Source organism: bacterium, assembly GCA_013360195.1.
Taxonomy (GTDB): Bacteria; Electryoneota; RPQS01; order RPQS01; family RPQS01; genus JABWCQ01.
Genome location: JABWCQ010000016.1, coordinates 105,023 through 122,341, shown reverse-complemented (window position 1 = coordinate 122,341; position 17,319 = coordinate 105,023). Strand labels below are relative to the sequence as shown.

At 53.7% G+C, this 17,319-nt stretch carries 9 protein-coding genes; 5 read left to right on the top strand and 4 right to left on the bottom strand.

Annotation, left to right across the window (positions count from 1 at the left end):
• Positions 1-55: 55 nt before the first annotated feature.
• Both HUU59_11555 and HUU59_11550 read left to right on the top strand, forming a co-directional pair.
• Positions 56-544, top strand: a complete 489-nt coding sequence (locus HUU59_11555) for a hypothetical protein (protein ID NUO20075.1) — start codon at positions 56-58, stop codon at positions 542-544.
• Entirely contained in the window at positions 535-2,148 is a 1,614-nt protein-coding gene (locus HUU59_11550) for a hypothetical protein (protein ID NUO20074.1), read from the top strand. The genes HUU59_11555 and HUU59_11550 overlap by 10 nt, the downstream gene beginning before the upstream one ends.
• Positions 2,149-2,179: 31 nt before the next feature.
• Here HUU59_11550 and HUU59_11545 read toward each other — a convergent pair whose 3' ends face one another.
• Positions 2,180-3,604 carry an OmpA family protein gene (locus tag HUU59_11545; GenBank protein NUO20073.1) on the bottom strand — a complete coding sequence of 475 codons (1,425 nt, stop codon included), beginning with the start codon at positions 3,602-3,604 and terminating at the stop codon, positions 2,180-2,182.
• A gap of 175 nt (positions 3,605-3,779) precedes the next feature.
• On the opposite strand from HUU59_11545, the gene HUU59_11540 reads away from it, so the two are divergent.
• The gene (locus tag HUU59_11540) at positions 3,780-4,934 is read left to right on the top strand and encodes a pyridoxal phosphate-dependent aminotransferase (GenBank protein NUO20072.1); all 1,155 of its coding nucleotides are present in this window, start codon (positions 3,780-3,782) and stop codon (positions 4,932-4,934) included.
• A 67-nt stretch (positions 4,935-5,001) separates the two neighbouring features.
• Here the strand turns inward: HUU59_11540 and HUU59_11535 are convergent, their stop codons facing one another.
• Entirely contained in the window at positions 5,002-10,803 is a 5,802-nt protein-coding gene (locus HUU59_11535) for a glycosyltransferase (GenBank protein ID NUO20071.1), read from the bottom strand.
• Between the two features lie 553 nt (positions 10,804-11,356).
• Here HUU59_11535 and HUU59_11530 point away from each other — a divergent pair.
• Positions 11,357-12,451 carry a trypsin-like serine protease gene (locus HUU59_11530; GenBank protein ID NUO20070.1) on the top strand — a complete coding sequence of 365 codons (1,095 nt, stop codon included), beginning with the start codon at positions 11,357-11,359 and terminating at the stop codon, positions 12,449-12,451.
• 168 nt (positions 12,452-12,619) lie between these two features.
• Positions 12,620-14,023, top strand: coding sequence for a chloride channel protein (locus tag HUU59_11525; protein NUO20069.1), 1,404 nt, complete (start codon positions 12,620-12,622; stop codon positions 14,021-14,023).
• 68 nt (positions 14,024-14,091) lie between these two features.
• Here HUU59_11525 and HUU59_11520 read toward each other — a convergent pair whose 3' ends face one another.
• Together HUU59_11520 and HUU59_11515 are read right to left on the bottom strand one after the other, a co-directional pair.
• A complete protein-coding gene (locus tag HUU59_11520) occupies positions 14,092-15,600 on the bottom strand; it encodes a T9SS type A sorting domain-containing protein (GenBank protein ID NUO20068.1) in 1,509 nt (502 codons plus the stop codon).
• Between the two features lie 240 nt (positions 15,601-15,840).
• The gene (locus HUU59_11515; GenBank protein ID NUO20067.1) at positions 15,841-17,283 is read right to left on the bottom strand and encodes a deoxyribodipyrimidine photolyase; all 1,443 of its coding nucleotides are present in this window, start codon (positions 17,281-17,283) and stop codon (positions 15,841-15,843) included.
• Positions 17,284-17,319 lie beyond the last annotated feature (36 nt).

The following is a 17,319-nucleotide window of genomic DNA, read 5'->3' as shown; positions in this document are numbered from 1 at the left end:
TACCCCGCATCGGTAAGTGCGGCGGAATTATTTGTCTCTTACATGTGAGGTTGTTATGAAGAGACTCATTCTGTTGGCCATCTCGCAACTGCTGTTCTGTTCAATCGCTTTTGGACAGACAGACAATCCCGGATGTTATTTCTTATCTACTGTGACTGATGCGGCGTGCGAAAGCGACACAAGCTGCAGTTCCGCAGATCACTGCACGACGGCACAGTTTACAGTTCAATGTGCGGGGCTTATTCGCGCGAAGGCCTACACGAAAAGCGCTGACGGCACACCCTGCGCCCACTGCGCTTCTTGCGTCACAATTTCAACAGCTGGTGGATTGACATTACTCTCTTTTGATACAAGCGCGGAATGTGATGAATCTGGCGGTGAAATTTGCTGTGATTCAGCTTCGGTACGCCTTTCTCCTGGTAATTACAACCTACGAGTATGCTTAATACCTTGCAATGGAATCGACTACACGCCGTGCTGTAATGAAGGACACAATTTCAAGGCATGGGGAGTTGTCAGCAGCGATCCACTAAGTTGTCAATAGCATTCATACTCATTTATTTGTTGTTCGTGCTCGGGGTCTTCGAAGCTGTTGAAGGTCGCGTAATTACCGTGCCCGACAATGCGCCTACAATTCAAGTTGGGTTGGACAGCCTCAATAATGGCGACACGTTGTATATCAGGCGTGGGACATATCAAGAGATTCTTCTTGCCCCACAGCTTCAATTCGTAATCATTGGAGAATTCTCGCCGGATTCCGGTAACTTGGGACGCCCACTAATAGATGTCACCGCATTGCAAATGCCGGACACAACGCCAATCTTGCGGTTGCCCAGTCAATCAAATGCTACCATTGAGAGCATTCACTTCAAGAATGTCGCGCGCAGAGGAATCGTTTCTGTCGGGCTAAGTGCAGATCTGACAAACTGTGTATTGGACTCGACAAACATTGGGATTCGATTTGTACAAGACAATGTAGGGGCAACAATTACAATTCGGGATTGTCAGTTCTGGAGCAACTACGAGCATTGTATCGGCATGAATAGAGGCAATTCGTTAATTGCGAAGAACTGCATTTTCGCGGGGGCAGGAAGTCCATTCGGACGCGCGCTGATTTCCGTTGGAGAATCAATCATTGATTCATGCAGCTTCTGGAGCGAGATTCCGATTGGCCTTCTATTTTGCTATCAAGGGCCGCATGAAATTACCAATTGCACTTTTGGGCCCGTAACCGCGCCTGTCAGCGAGCCTGTAGTGCTCCTTGGAGGAGGCGCTATTGAATTTAGGAATAACAGTTTTGTTGATTGCTCTTTCTTTCAACATGTGTTAAGCGTGCAGTCTACGGAGGCGGACTCGGTTGAAGTCTGTGATAATCGGTTCTCGCGATGTGACGCATATGACTCGACGTTTTTGGCACAAGGAGTGCTCAGCGTCTCAACACAAGGCGAAATGCAGCGCGGTGCTCTAATTTGCGGAAATGAGTTTCGAGAATGTTTTGGCAATTCAGCAGTAGATGACATTATTCTTGAACCCGGTGTTCCTTCACTGCTTGAACGCAATTCATTCATACGCGACAGCATAAACGGACTCCCGTCAGTCTTTGCGGGCAACCCAATCTGGCAACCCACCCCGGTAACTCTGCGTGACAATGTCTGGGAAAACTGCGGCTACGCTGTTGAATTGAGCGCTGCTGCCGATGCTCGTTTTAACTACTGGGGACATTCGAGTGGCCCATATCACGAAATCGACAACCCCTTGGGCTTAGGGGACACAATCACCGGACCCGTGCCATTTATTCCGTGGCTTGAAGATACCATTGAAGCTGTGGAACAGCCACTCGTAGAACTGGTAAATGAGTTAACTGTTCAGATTTACCCCAACCCGTTCAACTCCACCATCACCATCGAATACGCGCTCATCCGCGAACAAGATGTGACATTGGAAATCTACGATGTGCGAACGCCAAGGCGTTGGAGTTCATTCGGTGAAATGGAATGCCGACAACTTCGCATCCGGATTGTACTTTGCCAAGCTGTCAACTCCGACCAACGCATCCCAAGCCGTCAAGCTTCTGCTGATGAAATGACCCGCTCTTTCAAGATCAAAGTAAAGCAGCCCGCATATCTCGTGCGGGCTGCTTTACTTTAGTTATAACGCGGACGTTGTCCGCAGTGTTAAGCTATTTTGTTCGCACAAAATCTATTCTGCGATTCTGCTGCCGACCTTCTTCGGTGTCGTTTGTGGCAATCGGTTTCTCCATACCAAATCCCTTGGTCGTAATGCGCGCGCCGTCAATGCCCTTTGCGACCAGCCACGCTTTAACCGATTCGGCACGCTGTTGCGACAGCCTCTCATTGTAGGCTTTCTTACCCTTGTTGTCCGTGTGTCCCTGAATTTGCACTTCAAGTTCCGGGTTGAACTTCAGCGTATTATAGGCCTTCATCAAGATTACTTCCGATTCCGGCTTGATGTCAGCCTTCGCAGTCTCAAACACGATACCTTCCAGCGTAATCGCCTGTCCGACTTCCGTCACGACCAGCTTCTCCACGTCATCTTCGGGATTCAGCGGATTATCGTTGCGCGAAACTTCTGTTCCATCGTCAATACTTCCCTTGTCCGTGTCGCGGTCAAGCGGATTCGTCTTGTGTGTGTTCACTTCCGCGCCGTCGGAAAGTCCGTCACCATCACTGTCAGGCCGCTTCGGATCCGTCGTTGTCGTGTTCAACTCGTCTCCGTCCGAGAGTCCGTCGCCGTCCGTATCCGGATTGAGCGGATCGGTCGTATAGGTCTTGACTTCGTCACCGTCGGAGAGTCCGTCGCCGTCGGAATCGGCCTTGAGCGGATTCGTCTTGTGAACATTGATCTCTTCGCCGTCCGTCAAGCCCTCTCCGTCCGTATCCGGATTCTTCGGATCAGTCATGTGTTTGTAATACTCGTCACCATCGGAAAGTCCGTCACCGTCCGTGTCGGGATTCTTCGGATCCGTGCCGATTTTCCGTTCATCGCGATCCGTGATTCCGTCGCCGTCTGTGTCCTTGTTTGGATTGCCGCGATGAATGCGAAGACCCGCGAGAATGTTCATATACGCATCGTCCGTGTCATCATAGACCGGATTCACGTCGTCCGACATTATCATATTGTATCCGCCGTGCAAATCGAACGACAGATACTCGTCAAGATGATACTGAATACCGACTCCCAAAGGAACCACCGGATTCCAGCCATCCACTTCAGCATCCTTGTCCGCCGCTTCCGGAACATCGGATACGTCATGGTGCAGCAATCCGATACCGGCGTAAACAAATGGGAACCACTTCTCCTGATGGAACGGAGCAAATCGCGCGCGCAGGTCAATCGGCATCAACTCTCCGGAATACTCTTCAGCGCGCAGCCGCGCAAAAGCGATTCCCAACTCAATCTGCAGCGGATCAGCAATCGGATACCCGAAACTATGGCGAACATTAAGACCGAAATCCGCGCCTTCAGATTCATTCGTCGGTGTTGCCACACCGGCTCCCAAATACCCCTCAAGTCCAAGGTCCTTAAACTGGGCTGTTGCCACCACAGGCACGAGCACAACGAGTAACACTAACATTTTCATCATTTTACGCATAATACACCTCATTTGCGTTTGTGGTTGGTGTGAGTTTCGTCACCAAGCGTTAGAATATATCATATTACTTTGCGAACGTCAAGTCAAATTATCGACACCCAGAGGCATCGAATGAATTTCCACAAAATAATGTGTATCTTGTCACACAACAACTGCACAAAGACGCATGAACTCGCACGAAATATTTGAAGCGCCCGCTTTGCGGGAAATCACCCTTCGGGTTGCCCAATTGAACGGAGTTAATCTTGGACAAGGTGTTTGCCTGCTTCCCACACCGGACCTTGTTCTCGATGCTGCCAATCGTGCCATACAAAGTGGCTTGAACACGTATGCGCCGCCGCAGGGAATCGAACCGCTGCGAGTTGCTTTGTCCAATCGTCTGAACCGCTGCAACAGCATCTTGTGCAAGCCGGACAATGTAATCGTTTGCGCAGGCTCGACCGGAGCGCTTGAAGTCATCAGCGAGACGATGCTTCGAAAAGGGGATGAAGTTGTGCTCTTCCGGCCGTACTATCCGTATCACTACAAAATGTTCATCCGCAAGGGCGTCACCATTCGCTTTGTTGAGCTGAACTTTCCCGATTGGAATTTTGATCGCGAGGACTTCGCACGCGCCGTCACGGCCAAAACCAAACTCGTGCTCGTGAACACGCCGCACAATCCAACCGGAAAAGTATTTTCACGAGACGAGCTAAACTTCATTGGCGAAGTCTGTCAAAGGCACAACGTGCCGGTCATCAGCGATGAGGTCTATGAGTACATGACATACGACGGACGCGCACACGTGTCCATGGCCGCGCTTCCGGCTCTTGCGGAGAGGGTTATCACCGTCGGCTCCTATTCAAAGACTTTTGCGATTACCGGCTGGCGCATCGGTTACATCGCCGCACAGCCAGAACTCGCGGCGAAATTCCGCACCATCAATGACCAGATGTATGTCTGCGCACCGACTCCCTTACAGCATGCGGTCGCCGCGGGAATCAACGAACTTCCCGACACGTACTACTCAAACCGTTTGGCCGAATACGCAAGCAAACGCGACTTTCTCTATGAAGCGTTGAAAAATGCGGGCTTCACGGCATTGAAACCGGAAGGATCCTATTACATGCTCGCGGGTACATCAGGACGGTTTCCCGGCCTGACCTCTGAACAAGTGTCCGGCATTCTCATAGACAAAGCTCATCTCGGCGCGGTTCCCGCTTCCGATTTTCTCGGCGGCGAAGTCAGGAACAATCCGGATCGCTCGAATTTCCTGCGCTTTTGCTTCGCCGTACCCGATGCGACGCTTGAACGCGCGGCCGGGAGCTTGCTCTCGGTGTAACATGAAGTTTCCGTATGAGAAAGGGCAGCGAATCCTCGCTGCCCTTTGTGTTTTGAGGACAACGTGGTTACGCTGGAACGTTCACCTTTCGCGAAACGCCGGTCTTGTTCTTGATGACTTGCTCCGTCACATAGACGGCGAGCTTTTCGGCGCTCCTTGTCCAGTTGAAACGGGAGGCCTCCATACGAGCGGCCTGCGTCAGGCGGTTTCGCTCCGCAGGTTCAAGCAAAAGTTTCTTCATAGCGGCGGCCAGACCAGCAATGTCTGATGGTTCGATGAAAATAGCTGCATCGCCGCAAGTTTCTTCTTGAGCGAGCTGCTTGCCGGCAATCACCGGAGTGCCCATCTCAATCGCGTTGACGAGAGCAAGCGACAGTCCCTCCATTAAACTCGGGTTGACCACCGCGACAGTGTCGCAATATAGTTTTGCAAGCTCGGCGTCGTCAATTCTCGGCGGAATCACCAGCACATTGGGGTCAAGTCCGTCTCGTGCGACGGCGGCACGGAGCTGCTCTGCCGCTTGAGTATTAAGGCCGCAAGCCACGACCAGCTTAATCGCGGGCTCTGTGCTGCGGCGAATCTCCTCGATGGCCAACAGTACGGCGCGCAGATTCCGCACCGGTTTAAGTTCGCCCGACATCAGGAAGAACGGAGTTGCGCTGTTGAGTTTCGTGCGCAATTCGTCGGTCGTAAGTTGAAGTGCGGCATCGCTCTTCTTCAAAATGGCGCCGCCGTGCAGTACGCGTAAATTCTTCAATCGCGTGCCGAGCCGAATCTGCATTTCTTGCAATGTCGCCTGCGACGTGCAGAAGGTGATATCGCAGTGCTCCTTCACCGCATTCAACGACTGCACATACCTGTCGCGCACAATGGGGTCATGCGTAAGATAGTGCTGTGGATAGGCGAGCGGAATCAAATCATTCATGGTGCATGTCACAAGCAATCCCGCCTCTTTGGCAGCGCGCATCGAATCCGCCGCCGCTTCGCTTAGAGGGTTGGGAATGTACAATGCTTGTGCGCCGCGCTTGGTCAAGTCGCGCCACGCGATGAGCTCGAAAGCTTCCAGAGCGCCTGCCGTCTGCAGACGGGCTTCGAGTCGCTCCGGCCTTGAACTGACAAGCTGCAGCGTCCAGGCGGGACGGACGTCCCGAAGGTGATTAAGCAGCTCAAGGAAGTATCGTCCGGATTCGGAGGAAAGTGCGGCGTCGTCAAGCAGGATGTCGGCGTCAACTGCCAGCGTGAGTTCCGGCCCGGGCGTGACTTCGAAATGCGGCAGCGCATTCGCACGCGCAGTCACTCGAACGTTTGGAACAACGGCGGTGCTGTTGATGTCAATCAGATAAAAGTCGGAATCGTCCGAACAATCAAGCTCATAGTCAATCGCACCGGCGGACTTCAGCATCGCGTCCACGAGCTGCCGGGTTACCAGCCAGCGGTGCTCCGGATTATGAACGAGGTCGGGATTGTAGTCAGGTTTGTCCGCGTTGGGAATCGTAATCAGCACGCGCTTGCCGACGCGCATGCACTCCTTGAGAGCGACGACGGCCATTTCCCATTCCACGTGTTCGAAAATTTCCGGCGACATCACCGTGTCAAAACTCTTGTCGGCATAGGGCAGGCCGGTGACGATGTTGCCGTACTTGAACTTTATGGACGGGCGCAGCGCGCGCGCGACGTCGAGACGCTCGCGATAGATATCCACGGCTTCATGTCCGCGGCAGTACTGCACGATGTAGCCGTTTGCGGGGCCGATTTCGAGAATGCGGCCGCGTGCTTTGCTTGCCAGCCAGCGAACGCGTTCCCGCTGCAGCGTTTCCGTGTAGATTTCATCGGGATGCGTGGCATAATACTTCATCAGGTCGGTTGTGCATGCGGGTTCGCGTGTGATGACCTGCTCGTAGGTGGCGAGGTGCTTGCGGGCGAAAACCTCCCAGCTTGCATTGCCTGCGTACTCGGTCACTTCGTCCTGCAGAGTGCGCGTCAGGAACGGGTTCGTGAGCGCGCGATAAATGGCGCGCGGTAAGTCAAACTGCTCGGTCGTGCGCAGGGTCACGGGTGACGCAACGTCAAGGGCAGGCGAGTTTGATGTTACCACAGGTCTGCCGGTCGCCAGTGCGCGCGTCAGGCAAGCTGAGCCTTCAAATCTCTGACTCTTGTAGTTCAACACAATGACGTCGCAGGCCTGCAGCGTGACGGTCAATTCCTCTTCCGGAATGTAATCGGAGAGGAAGCGGATTTTGTCCGTCAATTTCAGTTCGATGACCCGATTCATGCATTGCAGGAGATACTGTTGTCCCTCTTCGCTGGACGGATGCGGCGCGCCGATGATGAGCAGCTTCGCATCGGTCATTTCAAGCAGCTTGGGAAAGGCCTCAATCAGTTCAAGCACGCCTTTGTGCGGGTCCATCATGCCGAAGGTTGCGACAACTTTTTGGGCGGGATCCCAATCGAGAGCGAGTTTGGCTTCGGTAACGTCGGAAAATAGCAGTTCACCGACGGGAATGGGCATACATTTCACGCGTTCCGGTGGCGCGCCGAGTGCAATCAGTTCAACGGTGTTTTGCGGGTGATGTACCCAGCAGGCGTCGCTGAAACGGGCGATTTCCGCGAGTCGTTCATCGCGGGTTTCGGTCGCATGAAAGGTGGTGACCAGGCGAATTCCGTGCGCACGTGCTTGCTTCATGAGCTCAAGGAGCCAGCCGTCCAGAGCGAAAATGCCGCCGTGATTTATGTGCAGGACTTCTATTTTGTGTTTCAGCAGCTGCGGCAGAACATCGCGGCCGCCGTCCTTGTCGCGACTCCAGCAGCGCACGATATTGGGCAAATCCGCGGCGGTCAAATCGGTAGTGCGCTCAGCGAGAATCAGCACGGTTTCGCCTTGATTAGTGAGCGCTTCACACAACTGCTCGGCATAGATAGCAAGTCCGCAGCGCTGGTGGTAGGTGGTCAGGATGGCGACCCGCGCGTCATTCACATCGGACATGAGAACCCCCTTCTTGTCGAGCGGTGTAATGCGACCGTCAGCCAGACGCATGAATCCGTCTTCGAGATAGTATTTGTCGGAGTCATTGAGCATCAGGTCCTTCCAGCGCGCCAACAAGCGTTGGTAGTTCGCGCCGTTTTTGTCGTGCCCTTTGACGGTTTTCGATTCGTGATGAACGATTTTGCTGTCGGGGCAATACCACACTTTGCGGCGGGTTTGCGTGACTTTCATGCAGAGATCAATGTCTTCACAGGAGTTGACGAAACTCTCGTCAAATCCGCCGACCTCCATGAAAAGCTGCCGCCATATCATCAGACAGCTTCCCGCGATGAATTGAAACGCGCGCGGTTTGTTGACGGCAGGATGTGTGTGCTGCAGCTGATTATTATAGATGCTGTGCACGATGCCGCGTTCATCGCAGACGATACCGGCCTGCTGAATTGTGGAGCGGTCGGGATAGAGCTGCATGTTTCCGACGATGCCGATGGAGCGGTCTTCGGAAATGGCCTTGACCATAGCGTCGAGCCAATTCGGCAGCACTTCCGTATCGTTATTCAGAAAGACAACCAGCTGTCCGGTGGATGCGCGCGCGCCGTCATTGCAGGAGCGGGCGAAGCCGTAGTTGCGGTCATGGGTGATGACGGTAACCCTGTCCCCCAGGGACTTCAGATACTCCGCCGTGCCGTCCGTTGAGCCGTCGTTCACGACGATGATTTCAAACGGCGTGTGCTCTTGCGACGCGAGCAGCGAATTCAGGCAGGCCTGTGTGTAGGTCAGGTTGTTGTAAACCGGGATGACAACCGATGCGACAGGTTTTTGTTTTGGCAGCACCGTCACATCAGGTTTGGCGACGAAGATGAATTGTTGAGCGGTGAGCTCGTTCAAGTCGTCAGGACTGACATCGCGCAGCACGAGCCCGCCTAAATCGAGGGTGAGATTGTCATGCGGTAGCGAGGTCATTTGCGATTCAAACAGCGGGTCGCGGACGGTTTCGACAAGTTCAGCTCGCAATCCGGCAGTCGCGAAGAGCCGTTCCATGTCCTTGCGGGCGAAGAAGCGCAGATGAGTGCTGTCGAGAATGCCGTATTCCTGATAGTTCCAAGAGCCTTCGAGCAGCTTACCAATAACGCCGAGATTGCGGACATTGGGCAGACTGGCGATAATGCAGCCCGCAGGTTTCAAATGCACCATCAGTTTCTTGAGGGCTTTCCACGGGTCAATCAGGTGTTCGAGAACGTCACCGCAAAGAATGCAGTCGAATTGCCGCGGAGCGAACGGCAGGGTGTCCGCTTCAACATCGAGGACATGCACATCGGCAAGCACTTGACGCGCGACATTGGCGACTTCCGGATGAATTTCAATTCCGGACACGCGGGCGCCCGTAAGCTGGTTGATGAGTTTACCGGTGGCGCCGTTGCCGCAGCCGACATCGAGCACTTCGCGGGCGGTGACGGGAACCAGTTCAGCCAGATTGCGCCGCGCATTCGCGTAGTAGTAGTCGGGTTTAAGAGTTTGCTTTTCGACTTTTGCGGCCTGCTTGTGCTGAAAATTCGGGCGGCCGTCCCACGGCGCGAGCGTCATATGCGGCTGGTCGAGAAGGTGCTCGTAGTAGCCTTCGTTCGCGTGCTTGATATCCTTGGATTTGTTCCACTGATATTTGCGGACGCGGTCTTCGGCGAACATGTAGCCGAGATGCTCGATTTTAATATCCGCGCGAATCCGTTCGCCTTGCAGGTTTTGCGGAGTCCGTTCGCAATGCAGATTTCCGGCGTGCGCGGTAGGTTCGAAGCGGAGTTCGTTCCACTTCTGAGAAAGCGGCCGGAACAGACAGGGGTGATAGATTCCGGTGTAGATACCGTCGGTGCGATAGTGCCTGCGGTCGTTCCAAAGATAGAGAAATTCGAAATCTATCTGCGAGACACTGGACGGGCAGTTTCGGATCTGATGGAGAATCCTCTGCGGCGCGGTGGGTTCGAGAACTTCGTCGCCGTCAATGCAGAGCATCCAATCGAACTTGTGTTCGAGTGCCATCGCGAACATGCGATTCTTGTCGCGTGCTTTGTCCGTTTCGGATTCGATTTCCTGCCTGTAGGCGGTGACGGCGGGATGAATTCGGCAGATGTCGGGTGTCTTGTCGGTCGAGCCGTCATCATAGACAATTATTCCGTCACAAATGCGGGCGGCGCTGTCGAGAACTTCGCGCAGCCAGCGGTCTTCATTGCGAATATTCATCATCGCGAAGATGACGGGATGACGGAGGGTTTCCGAGTTTGACGCCGTGGCGATAAGCGTGTCGTTGTCAACGCTGATGCTGACGGAGTCGAAGTAGAGTTCAAGTGAATTCCGGAGAGTCGAATCCGTAAAGAGTGTGACGTGTCCGGGATGATAGGCCGCGAGATTGTCAGGCACAGCGACGGTCAGATAGCCGTTGTCGGCCAGCAGGCGCGAACATTCCTTGACCAGCGGAACCGAGTGACCGATTTCAGAGAAGACACCGGTGATGACGATGCCGTCGAAACTGCCGTCAGGGAGGGGAATGCGGGGACCGTCAATGAGTAATGCTTTGACGTTTGCGTCCTCCATGCGAGACAGCGAGCGGCGAACATCTTCGGTGGCGGCAAGCGCAAGCGGAGACCAATCGGCGAGCGTGACTTTATAGCCGAGTTTAATGAATTCTCCGGCTGCAGCACTGCGGCCGTTCCCCAGAACTAAAACGCGGCCGTTGCGCTTGGTATGCTTATGTACGGATTTAACGAGACCTGTTGGTGACGATGGAGTCGTTCCGAGGAATTCGTTATTGCGATCACTACGAACAGAAAACAGCTCATCGCGACGCTGTTTCAGGATATCGAACGGAGACTTGTAAAAAGGGTTTGGGGTGGCCATGGCCGACTGCCTTCAGGCAAAGTTCTGTGAATTGAGAAATTACATATAACATTTAGCAAAGCCTGTACCACGAAAAGTGGAGGTTTTGGTTATTGTTTATATATAATTTACCTCAAGACAGATGTTGCCTTAGGCAGAAAGTACCCGCTTACTCCGAAGGGAATGGCCAGTGGAAAAACAGGTTGGTGCGATGATCAACACAAAGGAATAAATCCGCATCATGGGGAAGGAGACACGGAAGCCAAGCGGCGGCATTGGATTAGCCGGATTGGTGAAACGGTGTGCAAATCAATCGAATCAACGTGCATAATATAATACTGAAATTACGTTTTGTCAAGCTTTTTTTCAAAAATTATGCAAATAATAGATAAACATATGTTCAATTTGAAATTAGGGACAGGTTTGCCGGACAGGATATTGGACTTACGTAGCCGGAGAAATAAAAAAAGGAGGCATGGAGTGAGGAAATGGAGGTGCAACTCAGGTAGCTAATGCAGAGTCTTGTTATATAAGTAATTATAAATTGGGAACAGGTTTGATGAAGGTTTCGCTGTTGTTGCTCCTGCTAGTCTTTCAGGTTAACGTAGATTTGCGTGCGATGATCATGCGGCATGACCGCCCGGATTCGCTTTATCTTGAGTTGGGAAATCAGTTTCCTTGTGTGGGACAGATCATGAGAATGGGCGGGGCAACGCTGATAGCACCGGATGTGGCGGTGACTGCGGCGCATGTTGCCATGGCAATACAGCAGCGAAATCCAACGGTAGAATTAGGCGGCGAGCTATACGGAATAAAAGAGATGCTCATTTTTCCGCAGACATCACAGCGCGAATTCAATCCTGATCTTGCATTGCTGCGACTTGACCGCGAGGTAATCGGGATTGAGCGAGCGAGGCTCTATACGCTTGAGCCTGAAGCAGGGAAGGCAATTTATTTCGTCGGCTGCGGAAACTCAGGGAACGGCAAAGAGGGAGTGACCATTCGCGACGGGAAACGGCGCGGAGCAAGCAATATCGTAGATTCGGTGTCGGCAACCGAACTCTACTTTGATCTTGATTCGGCGGAAGGCGCAACGGAGTTAGAGGGGATAAACGGCCCCGGAGACAGCGGCAGTCCGACACTATATAAAGAGGACGGCAAGGTCTATCTTGCCGGAGTCAGTTCGCGCGGAGTTCCGGGACCGCAAGGTGTGTTTCGATATGGTTGCGGTGATATTCATGTGCGGGTGAAGTCGTTCGCGGGGATAATCGAGGAGCTGTTGATCAACCCGGAGAAGTGGGACCAGGATGGATACCGGCGCATCATTCCGTCAGAGCGTGCCATGCCGGAGCTGCCTGAAGATGCGCGGGGAGATATCATCGGTGAGTTTGTGCGCGTATTTGCCTCTCGCAAAAGCGAGGAGTACGAAAGATTTTCGCAGCGCTATCGCACGGCGGAGGTGCTTGCGAAGCGTACGCCGGAGGAGCGGAGCGAGTGGTACGAACAGAGTTTGATAGATTATGGAGTCATCGAGCCGGTCATCGTGCGGGAAGTGAATGCAGAAGAAATCGAAACGCAGATGATCACGGAAATCGGAGCGTTGCTGACATTCCGGTTCACATTCAGCGGCGATGAGCCCCTTAAGCTCGAGTCCGTATCGATAGAATAGTACAGAGGGGCAGAAGGGGAATCAGGCCGCAGCGTGCTGCGGCCTTTTTCTGTTTACTCGAATTCAGTAAAATGGTGAATTGGGTTGCGGGAAGCAGTCAGAAGGCGTATATTCAGGGGCATCTCGGCGCACGGAAGACAAAAAGCAGGACAGTCAGCCTCAGAACAGATGAGCCACATATCCGATTCAGGCCGCACGGTCGCAGCGACATTCACAGAGCAGTCCGCACTGTTCATCTCACTGATACGGTGGACAATATTGTCACTGGCAGTGGGGGGGATGGTGGGCTGCTCGACGTATGCATTTGTGACGCTGCTGGACAGTGCGAGTAAGAGCACGTCAGAGTTTTCGTATCTGATATATTGCCTGCCGGTGACGATGGTCTTAGTGGTATTCCTCATCAGAAGACTTGCTCCGGATGCGGAGGGACACGGCACGGAGCGAATCATCGACGCTGTCCACAATGAGAGCGGACGAATCCGGCTGCGAGTTGTGCCTGTGAAAACGCTTGCGACCATCATGACGATTGCCGGAGGCGGCAGCGCAGGCAAGGAGGGTCCGGCAGCTCAGATAGGAGCATCGCTGGCATCAGGGTTTGCAGGATTGCTCAAGCTCAGCGACCGTGACCGGAAGAAGCTTGTGGTCTGCGGAATATCAGCAGGATTCGCATCGGTGTTTGGAACACCGGTCGCTGGCGCGATATTCGGGATTGAAGTCTTGTTCCTTGGACAACTGCTGTATGATGTTCTCGTGCCGTCCTTCATCGCGGGAATCACTGCTTATCAGGTGGCATCGTACTTGGGTGTTCACTACTGGAGTCATACAATTGTAGATGTGCCCTCGCTGGAGGGAGGGTATGTGATTCAACTTGTGCTGACAGGCGTGGTGTTCGGAGTTGTGACCGTGGTGTTTATTGAAGTTGTGCGCTGGCTGAGAAAGCTGTTTCCCTATTTATGGCCGAACTCATATCTTCGAGCCGCGATGGGCGGGATGCTGCTCATAGGAGTTTCGGTGGTATTCGGGCACTCGGTGCTTGGTTTGGGGACGAACTATCTTGAGCTTCTGTTTGAAGGAGAACCTGCAGCAAGAACGGATTGGATAGGAAAAATCATCGCGACGGCGATCACGCTGGAGTCGGGAGGATCGGGAGGTGTGGTCACACCGATATTCTTTATCGGTGCCACATTCGGGAGCATGTGGGGATCTTTGATCGGGGTGAATCCGGTGACGATGGCCGCACTGGGAACAACGTCGGTGCTGTCGGGAGCTGCAAACACACCGATTGCGGCATCAATGCTCGCCATAGAGATGTTCGGACCGCAGATCGGGCCATATGCGGCGGGGTGTGCGATGGTTTCATTCATCATGACCGGGCACCGGAGTATTTATCCGAGTCAGGTGTTATCAGCGTCAAAGAGCGATTCTCTTCGCAGTCCGTTAAATCGTCCGCTGGAGAGTTCCTCGACGGGCATATCGGAAGAAGGTCAGGAGGAGCTTGAGCGGGTGTACTCGCTGCCGCGGCGGTTATGGGAATTTCTGTCGAGGGGCATTTGGCTGAGCGGGCGCAAGTGACGAGTCCCGTATGGGAGAGAAAGAGCCGCGAGAAGTCGCGGCTCTTTTGTTTGGCAGCAGAAGAGAGATTACTTCTGCAGGAGCATTTTGCGGGTTTCGGTTTGGACGCCCGCCGTGAGTTGATAGAAATACATTCCGCTGGCGAGGTTGGCCGCATTGAAGGCGGCGACATGACGGCCTTCGGGCAAGGCACCGTTTGCGAGCACAGCTACGCTGCGGCCAAGCATATCGAAGACTTCGAGTTTCACATCGGAAGCGGCGGTCAGAGTGAATTCGATGTTGGCAACAGGGTTGAAGGGATTCGGATAGCTCTGCGGATTCTGAATAGGGAACCAGTTGCCGTCGGCAGGACGGGCAACTTCGGCGGGAACGATGGGCGGCGGGGGGAGTTCTTCATCATTGCGATAGTGGAAGACACGACCGGCATATGTGGAAAAGTAGCCGTTGCCGGGGCTGGTGAAGCAGAGGCTGCTGATGCGGCTGACGCAGGGAGTTTCGAGCTGCGTCCATGTGACACCGCCGTCAACGGAGCGTGCGATGTAGCCGCTGTCACCGCAGACCCAGACGAGATTTTCGGTGACCATTTGCACTTTGAACAGTTCGCGATTGGTACCGCTGGAAACTTGAGTCCAGTCTTCGCCGCCGTTAGTGGTGCGGAAAATCATGCCGTCCGTGCCGACGACGACGCCGAGCTGTGCGTTCCACATATCGATGGAGTGGAAGGTGCTGTCGTAATCTGAAAAGCTGTTTTGTTCAGCCCAGTTAGCGCCGCCGTCGGTTGTCATGTAGATACGACCGCGATTGCCGCACATCCAGCCATTTGACCTGTCCAAGAAGTCGAGGCTGGTAAAATAGAAGAGATGGCCGTGAGCTGCGGGGGTCCACGATGCACCGCCGTTTGTTGTACGGGGACGGAGGCCGTGCCAGCCGCATGCCCAACCATAGAGAGAGTCGGTGAAATGAATGTCGCGGGTAAGTTCGCCGGCGATGTACATGTTTTCCCAAGTGACACCGGCATCGGTAGTGCGGTGTATGTAGCCGTCGTCACCGCAGGCCCAGCCGAGTGTTGGAGTCAGGAATTGGAGTGAGCGTGCGCCTTCGGTGAAGCGCGAGAGAGTCCAAGAGTCTCCGCCGTTTATCGTGTAGTAGACACCCAAGCCGGTTGCACAATAGCCGTGCAAGGAATCGGTGAACACGACATCCTGCAGTCCGAAATTAAATTCAGGCGAAGTAAGCTCGTTCCAAACGGGATCGGTGGAAGTTGCAACATCGAGCGTGGCGCGCAAATTGGAATTGTAGAGGTCGGTGTAGTTATGCGAGCCGCGAACGGTCATACGTCGTGACCAGCTTGCACCGGGCTGAATGATGCCGCTGTAGAATTCACCTTGATAGGTTGTGATGTAGCGGTTTTGTCCGCTTTGGTTCAGCCAGCGCACGGTGTCGCCGATGTCCACATGGAGGTAGAACGGGGAGATGCTGCCGTTTTCGAGAATAACTTCGTGAGTGGTTGCCTTGGCCATTCCAATGGCGAAGAGGATTGAAGTAAAGAGGGAGATGAATCGAAGGTGCAAGCGCATTGTCGTCTCGTTGGTTTGTTTGTATTTGACAGACCTTAAGACAAAGCACGTGCCAGAGGCGAAGATGTGATCGGAGCAGCCGCCGGAAAGCCGCCGCTAAACTACAGCTTGATCAGAGTTTACCAGGGAGAATGTGACGAATGTGAAAATGCGGACGGGTAGGACGGAGGAGATGGAATAGTTGAGTAAAATCTGTGGAATTCGTGCCTCAGTGTGGCGGACGTGTCCAAGAAAATTCAGCTACGAGTATTTGGCAATGTAGTGTTTGACGGAAACTTTGCGGGCGGTGTTTTCGCTGCTCATATAGCGGACTTGTCCGAAAATTTCGCGCTCTGGAAACCATGGGCGGTCATAGCGGCCAAGACACCACAGTATACCGGAGTAGGAATTTGGGTCGCGGCCGTCAAGGGCGAGTTTGTCGTTGAGTTCAATCATAACCTCAAGAGCTTCTTCTGGAGAAGATGTCCACTCGAGAATCTTCTTTCCCCACAACATCCGTAGGTAGTTGTGGATTCTTCCTTCCCGCACGAGCTGAGTTTGTGCGGCATTCCAGAGCGGGTCGTGCGTGGCGGCTTGTTCGAACTGTTCTTTGGTGTAGAGCCACTTCCGCCGGTCGCGCTTGTGTTCATTCAGAGATTTCAGAGCCCACGGAGGCAGAGACGAAAAGTCCTTGTAATCCTCGCGCAAATGATTGAAGTTGTAACCAAGCTCACGCCAGGTAACGAGTTCATCGAGAAAACTCTCGGCATTCGGGCTCATGTTCCACCAGCCTTCCTTTTTCCCTGCGACGGAATCGGCAAGCTTATCAACAGACCAGCGCTCGAGTTTGGCAAGGTCGGAGAACACCCTGTGCGCGCTGATGTGTCCGAAGTGCAGATAGGGACTGAGCCCACTGGAAAAGTCCTGCTCGGGCTGATTTCGGTCTGCGGCATAGCGGGGGAGTTTGTGTGAGAGGAATTGAGCCAATGCCGATTCGGCGGCCGACGTGCCTCCACGGATTGATACAGGCTGCACCTCATGCAATAGCGGTAAGTTATTTGTCCAAGCTAAATCAGCGAGCAGTTTCTCTGGATTTGCGACAGGCCAAGTTGCGGGGATGCGAGAATCCAGCTTCAACGGAGGCAAAGAGACATTTGCAAGCGGGTCGGCGGCAGGAAAACTTGCAAGATGGTCGCGGAGATTTTTCTGCAGGAAGCGGCGGAATGCGAAGGCGGTTGGAAAGGTAACTTCGGCGGCGCGCAGGGGGAGCAGCCCGCAGGAATCAATGGCTTCGATTCTACAGGGGAAGGACGCGGCAGCGTCGGCAACAAGCTCGCGATGCATGGCCATGGGAAAATCGTCCACGACGACAACGCCAGCTTGCGATGCCAGGGCGCGGAGTAAGTCTGCGCGCTGCCCGGGAATCGTCTCTACGAAGGGATAATATGTCACGGGTTTTTTCTTGAGCCGGGAAGCATTGTCGGCCATGCCCTGCAGGAGAAATACATGTTGGCGAGGGCTGGCAAAATCGTATACAAGAGTTACGGATTCGAGAATGAGGAGCGGCAGACCGAGATTGAGAGACCATTGCACAGCTCGTTCAAGAGCGAAATTGTATGTGACCCGACGCTGGGCAAGCATCCAGTAAAGAACAAAGATTCCTTTATGAGGAGCGTGCGAATTCGCTGGTGACAGCCTGAGCATTCGTGAAGGCGTTGAGAGGGTCATTATTTGTGTAAT

Excerpts from the sequence above, each read along its gene's own strand:
- HUU59_11525 (NUO20069.1), top strand. The coding sequence starts at position 12,620 with ATGAGCCACATATCCGATTCAGGCCGCACGGTCGCAGCGACATTCACA.
- HUU59_11540 (NUO20072.1), top strand. The coding sequence starts at position 3,780 with ATGAACTCGCACGAAATATTTGAAGCGCCCGCTTTGCGGGAAATCACC.
- HUU59_11515 (NUO20067.1), bottom strand. The coding sequence starts at position 17,283 with ATGCTCAGGCTGTCACCAGCGAATTCGCACGCTCCTCATAAAGGAATC.
- HUU59_11555 (NUO20075.1), top strand. The coding sequence starts at position 56 with ATGAAGAGACTCATTCTGTTGGCCATCTCGCAACTGCTGTTCTGTTCA.
- HUU59_11545 (NUO20073.1), bottom strand. The coding sequence starts at position 3,604 with ATGATGAAAATGTTAGTGTTACTCGTTGTGCTCGTGCCTGTGGTGGCA.
- HUU59_11535 (NUO20071.1), bottom strand. The coding sequence starts at position 10,803 with ATGGCCACCCCAAACCCTTTTTACAAGTCTCCGTTCGATATCCTGAAA.
- HUU59_11520 (NUO20068.1), bottom strand. The coding sequence starts at position 15,600 with ATGCGCTTGCACCTTCGATTCATCTCCCTCTTTACTTCAATCCTCTTC.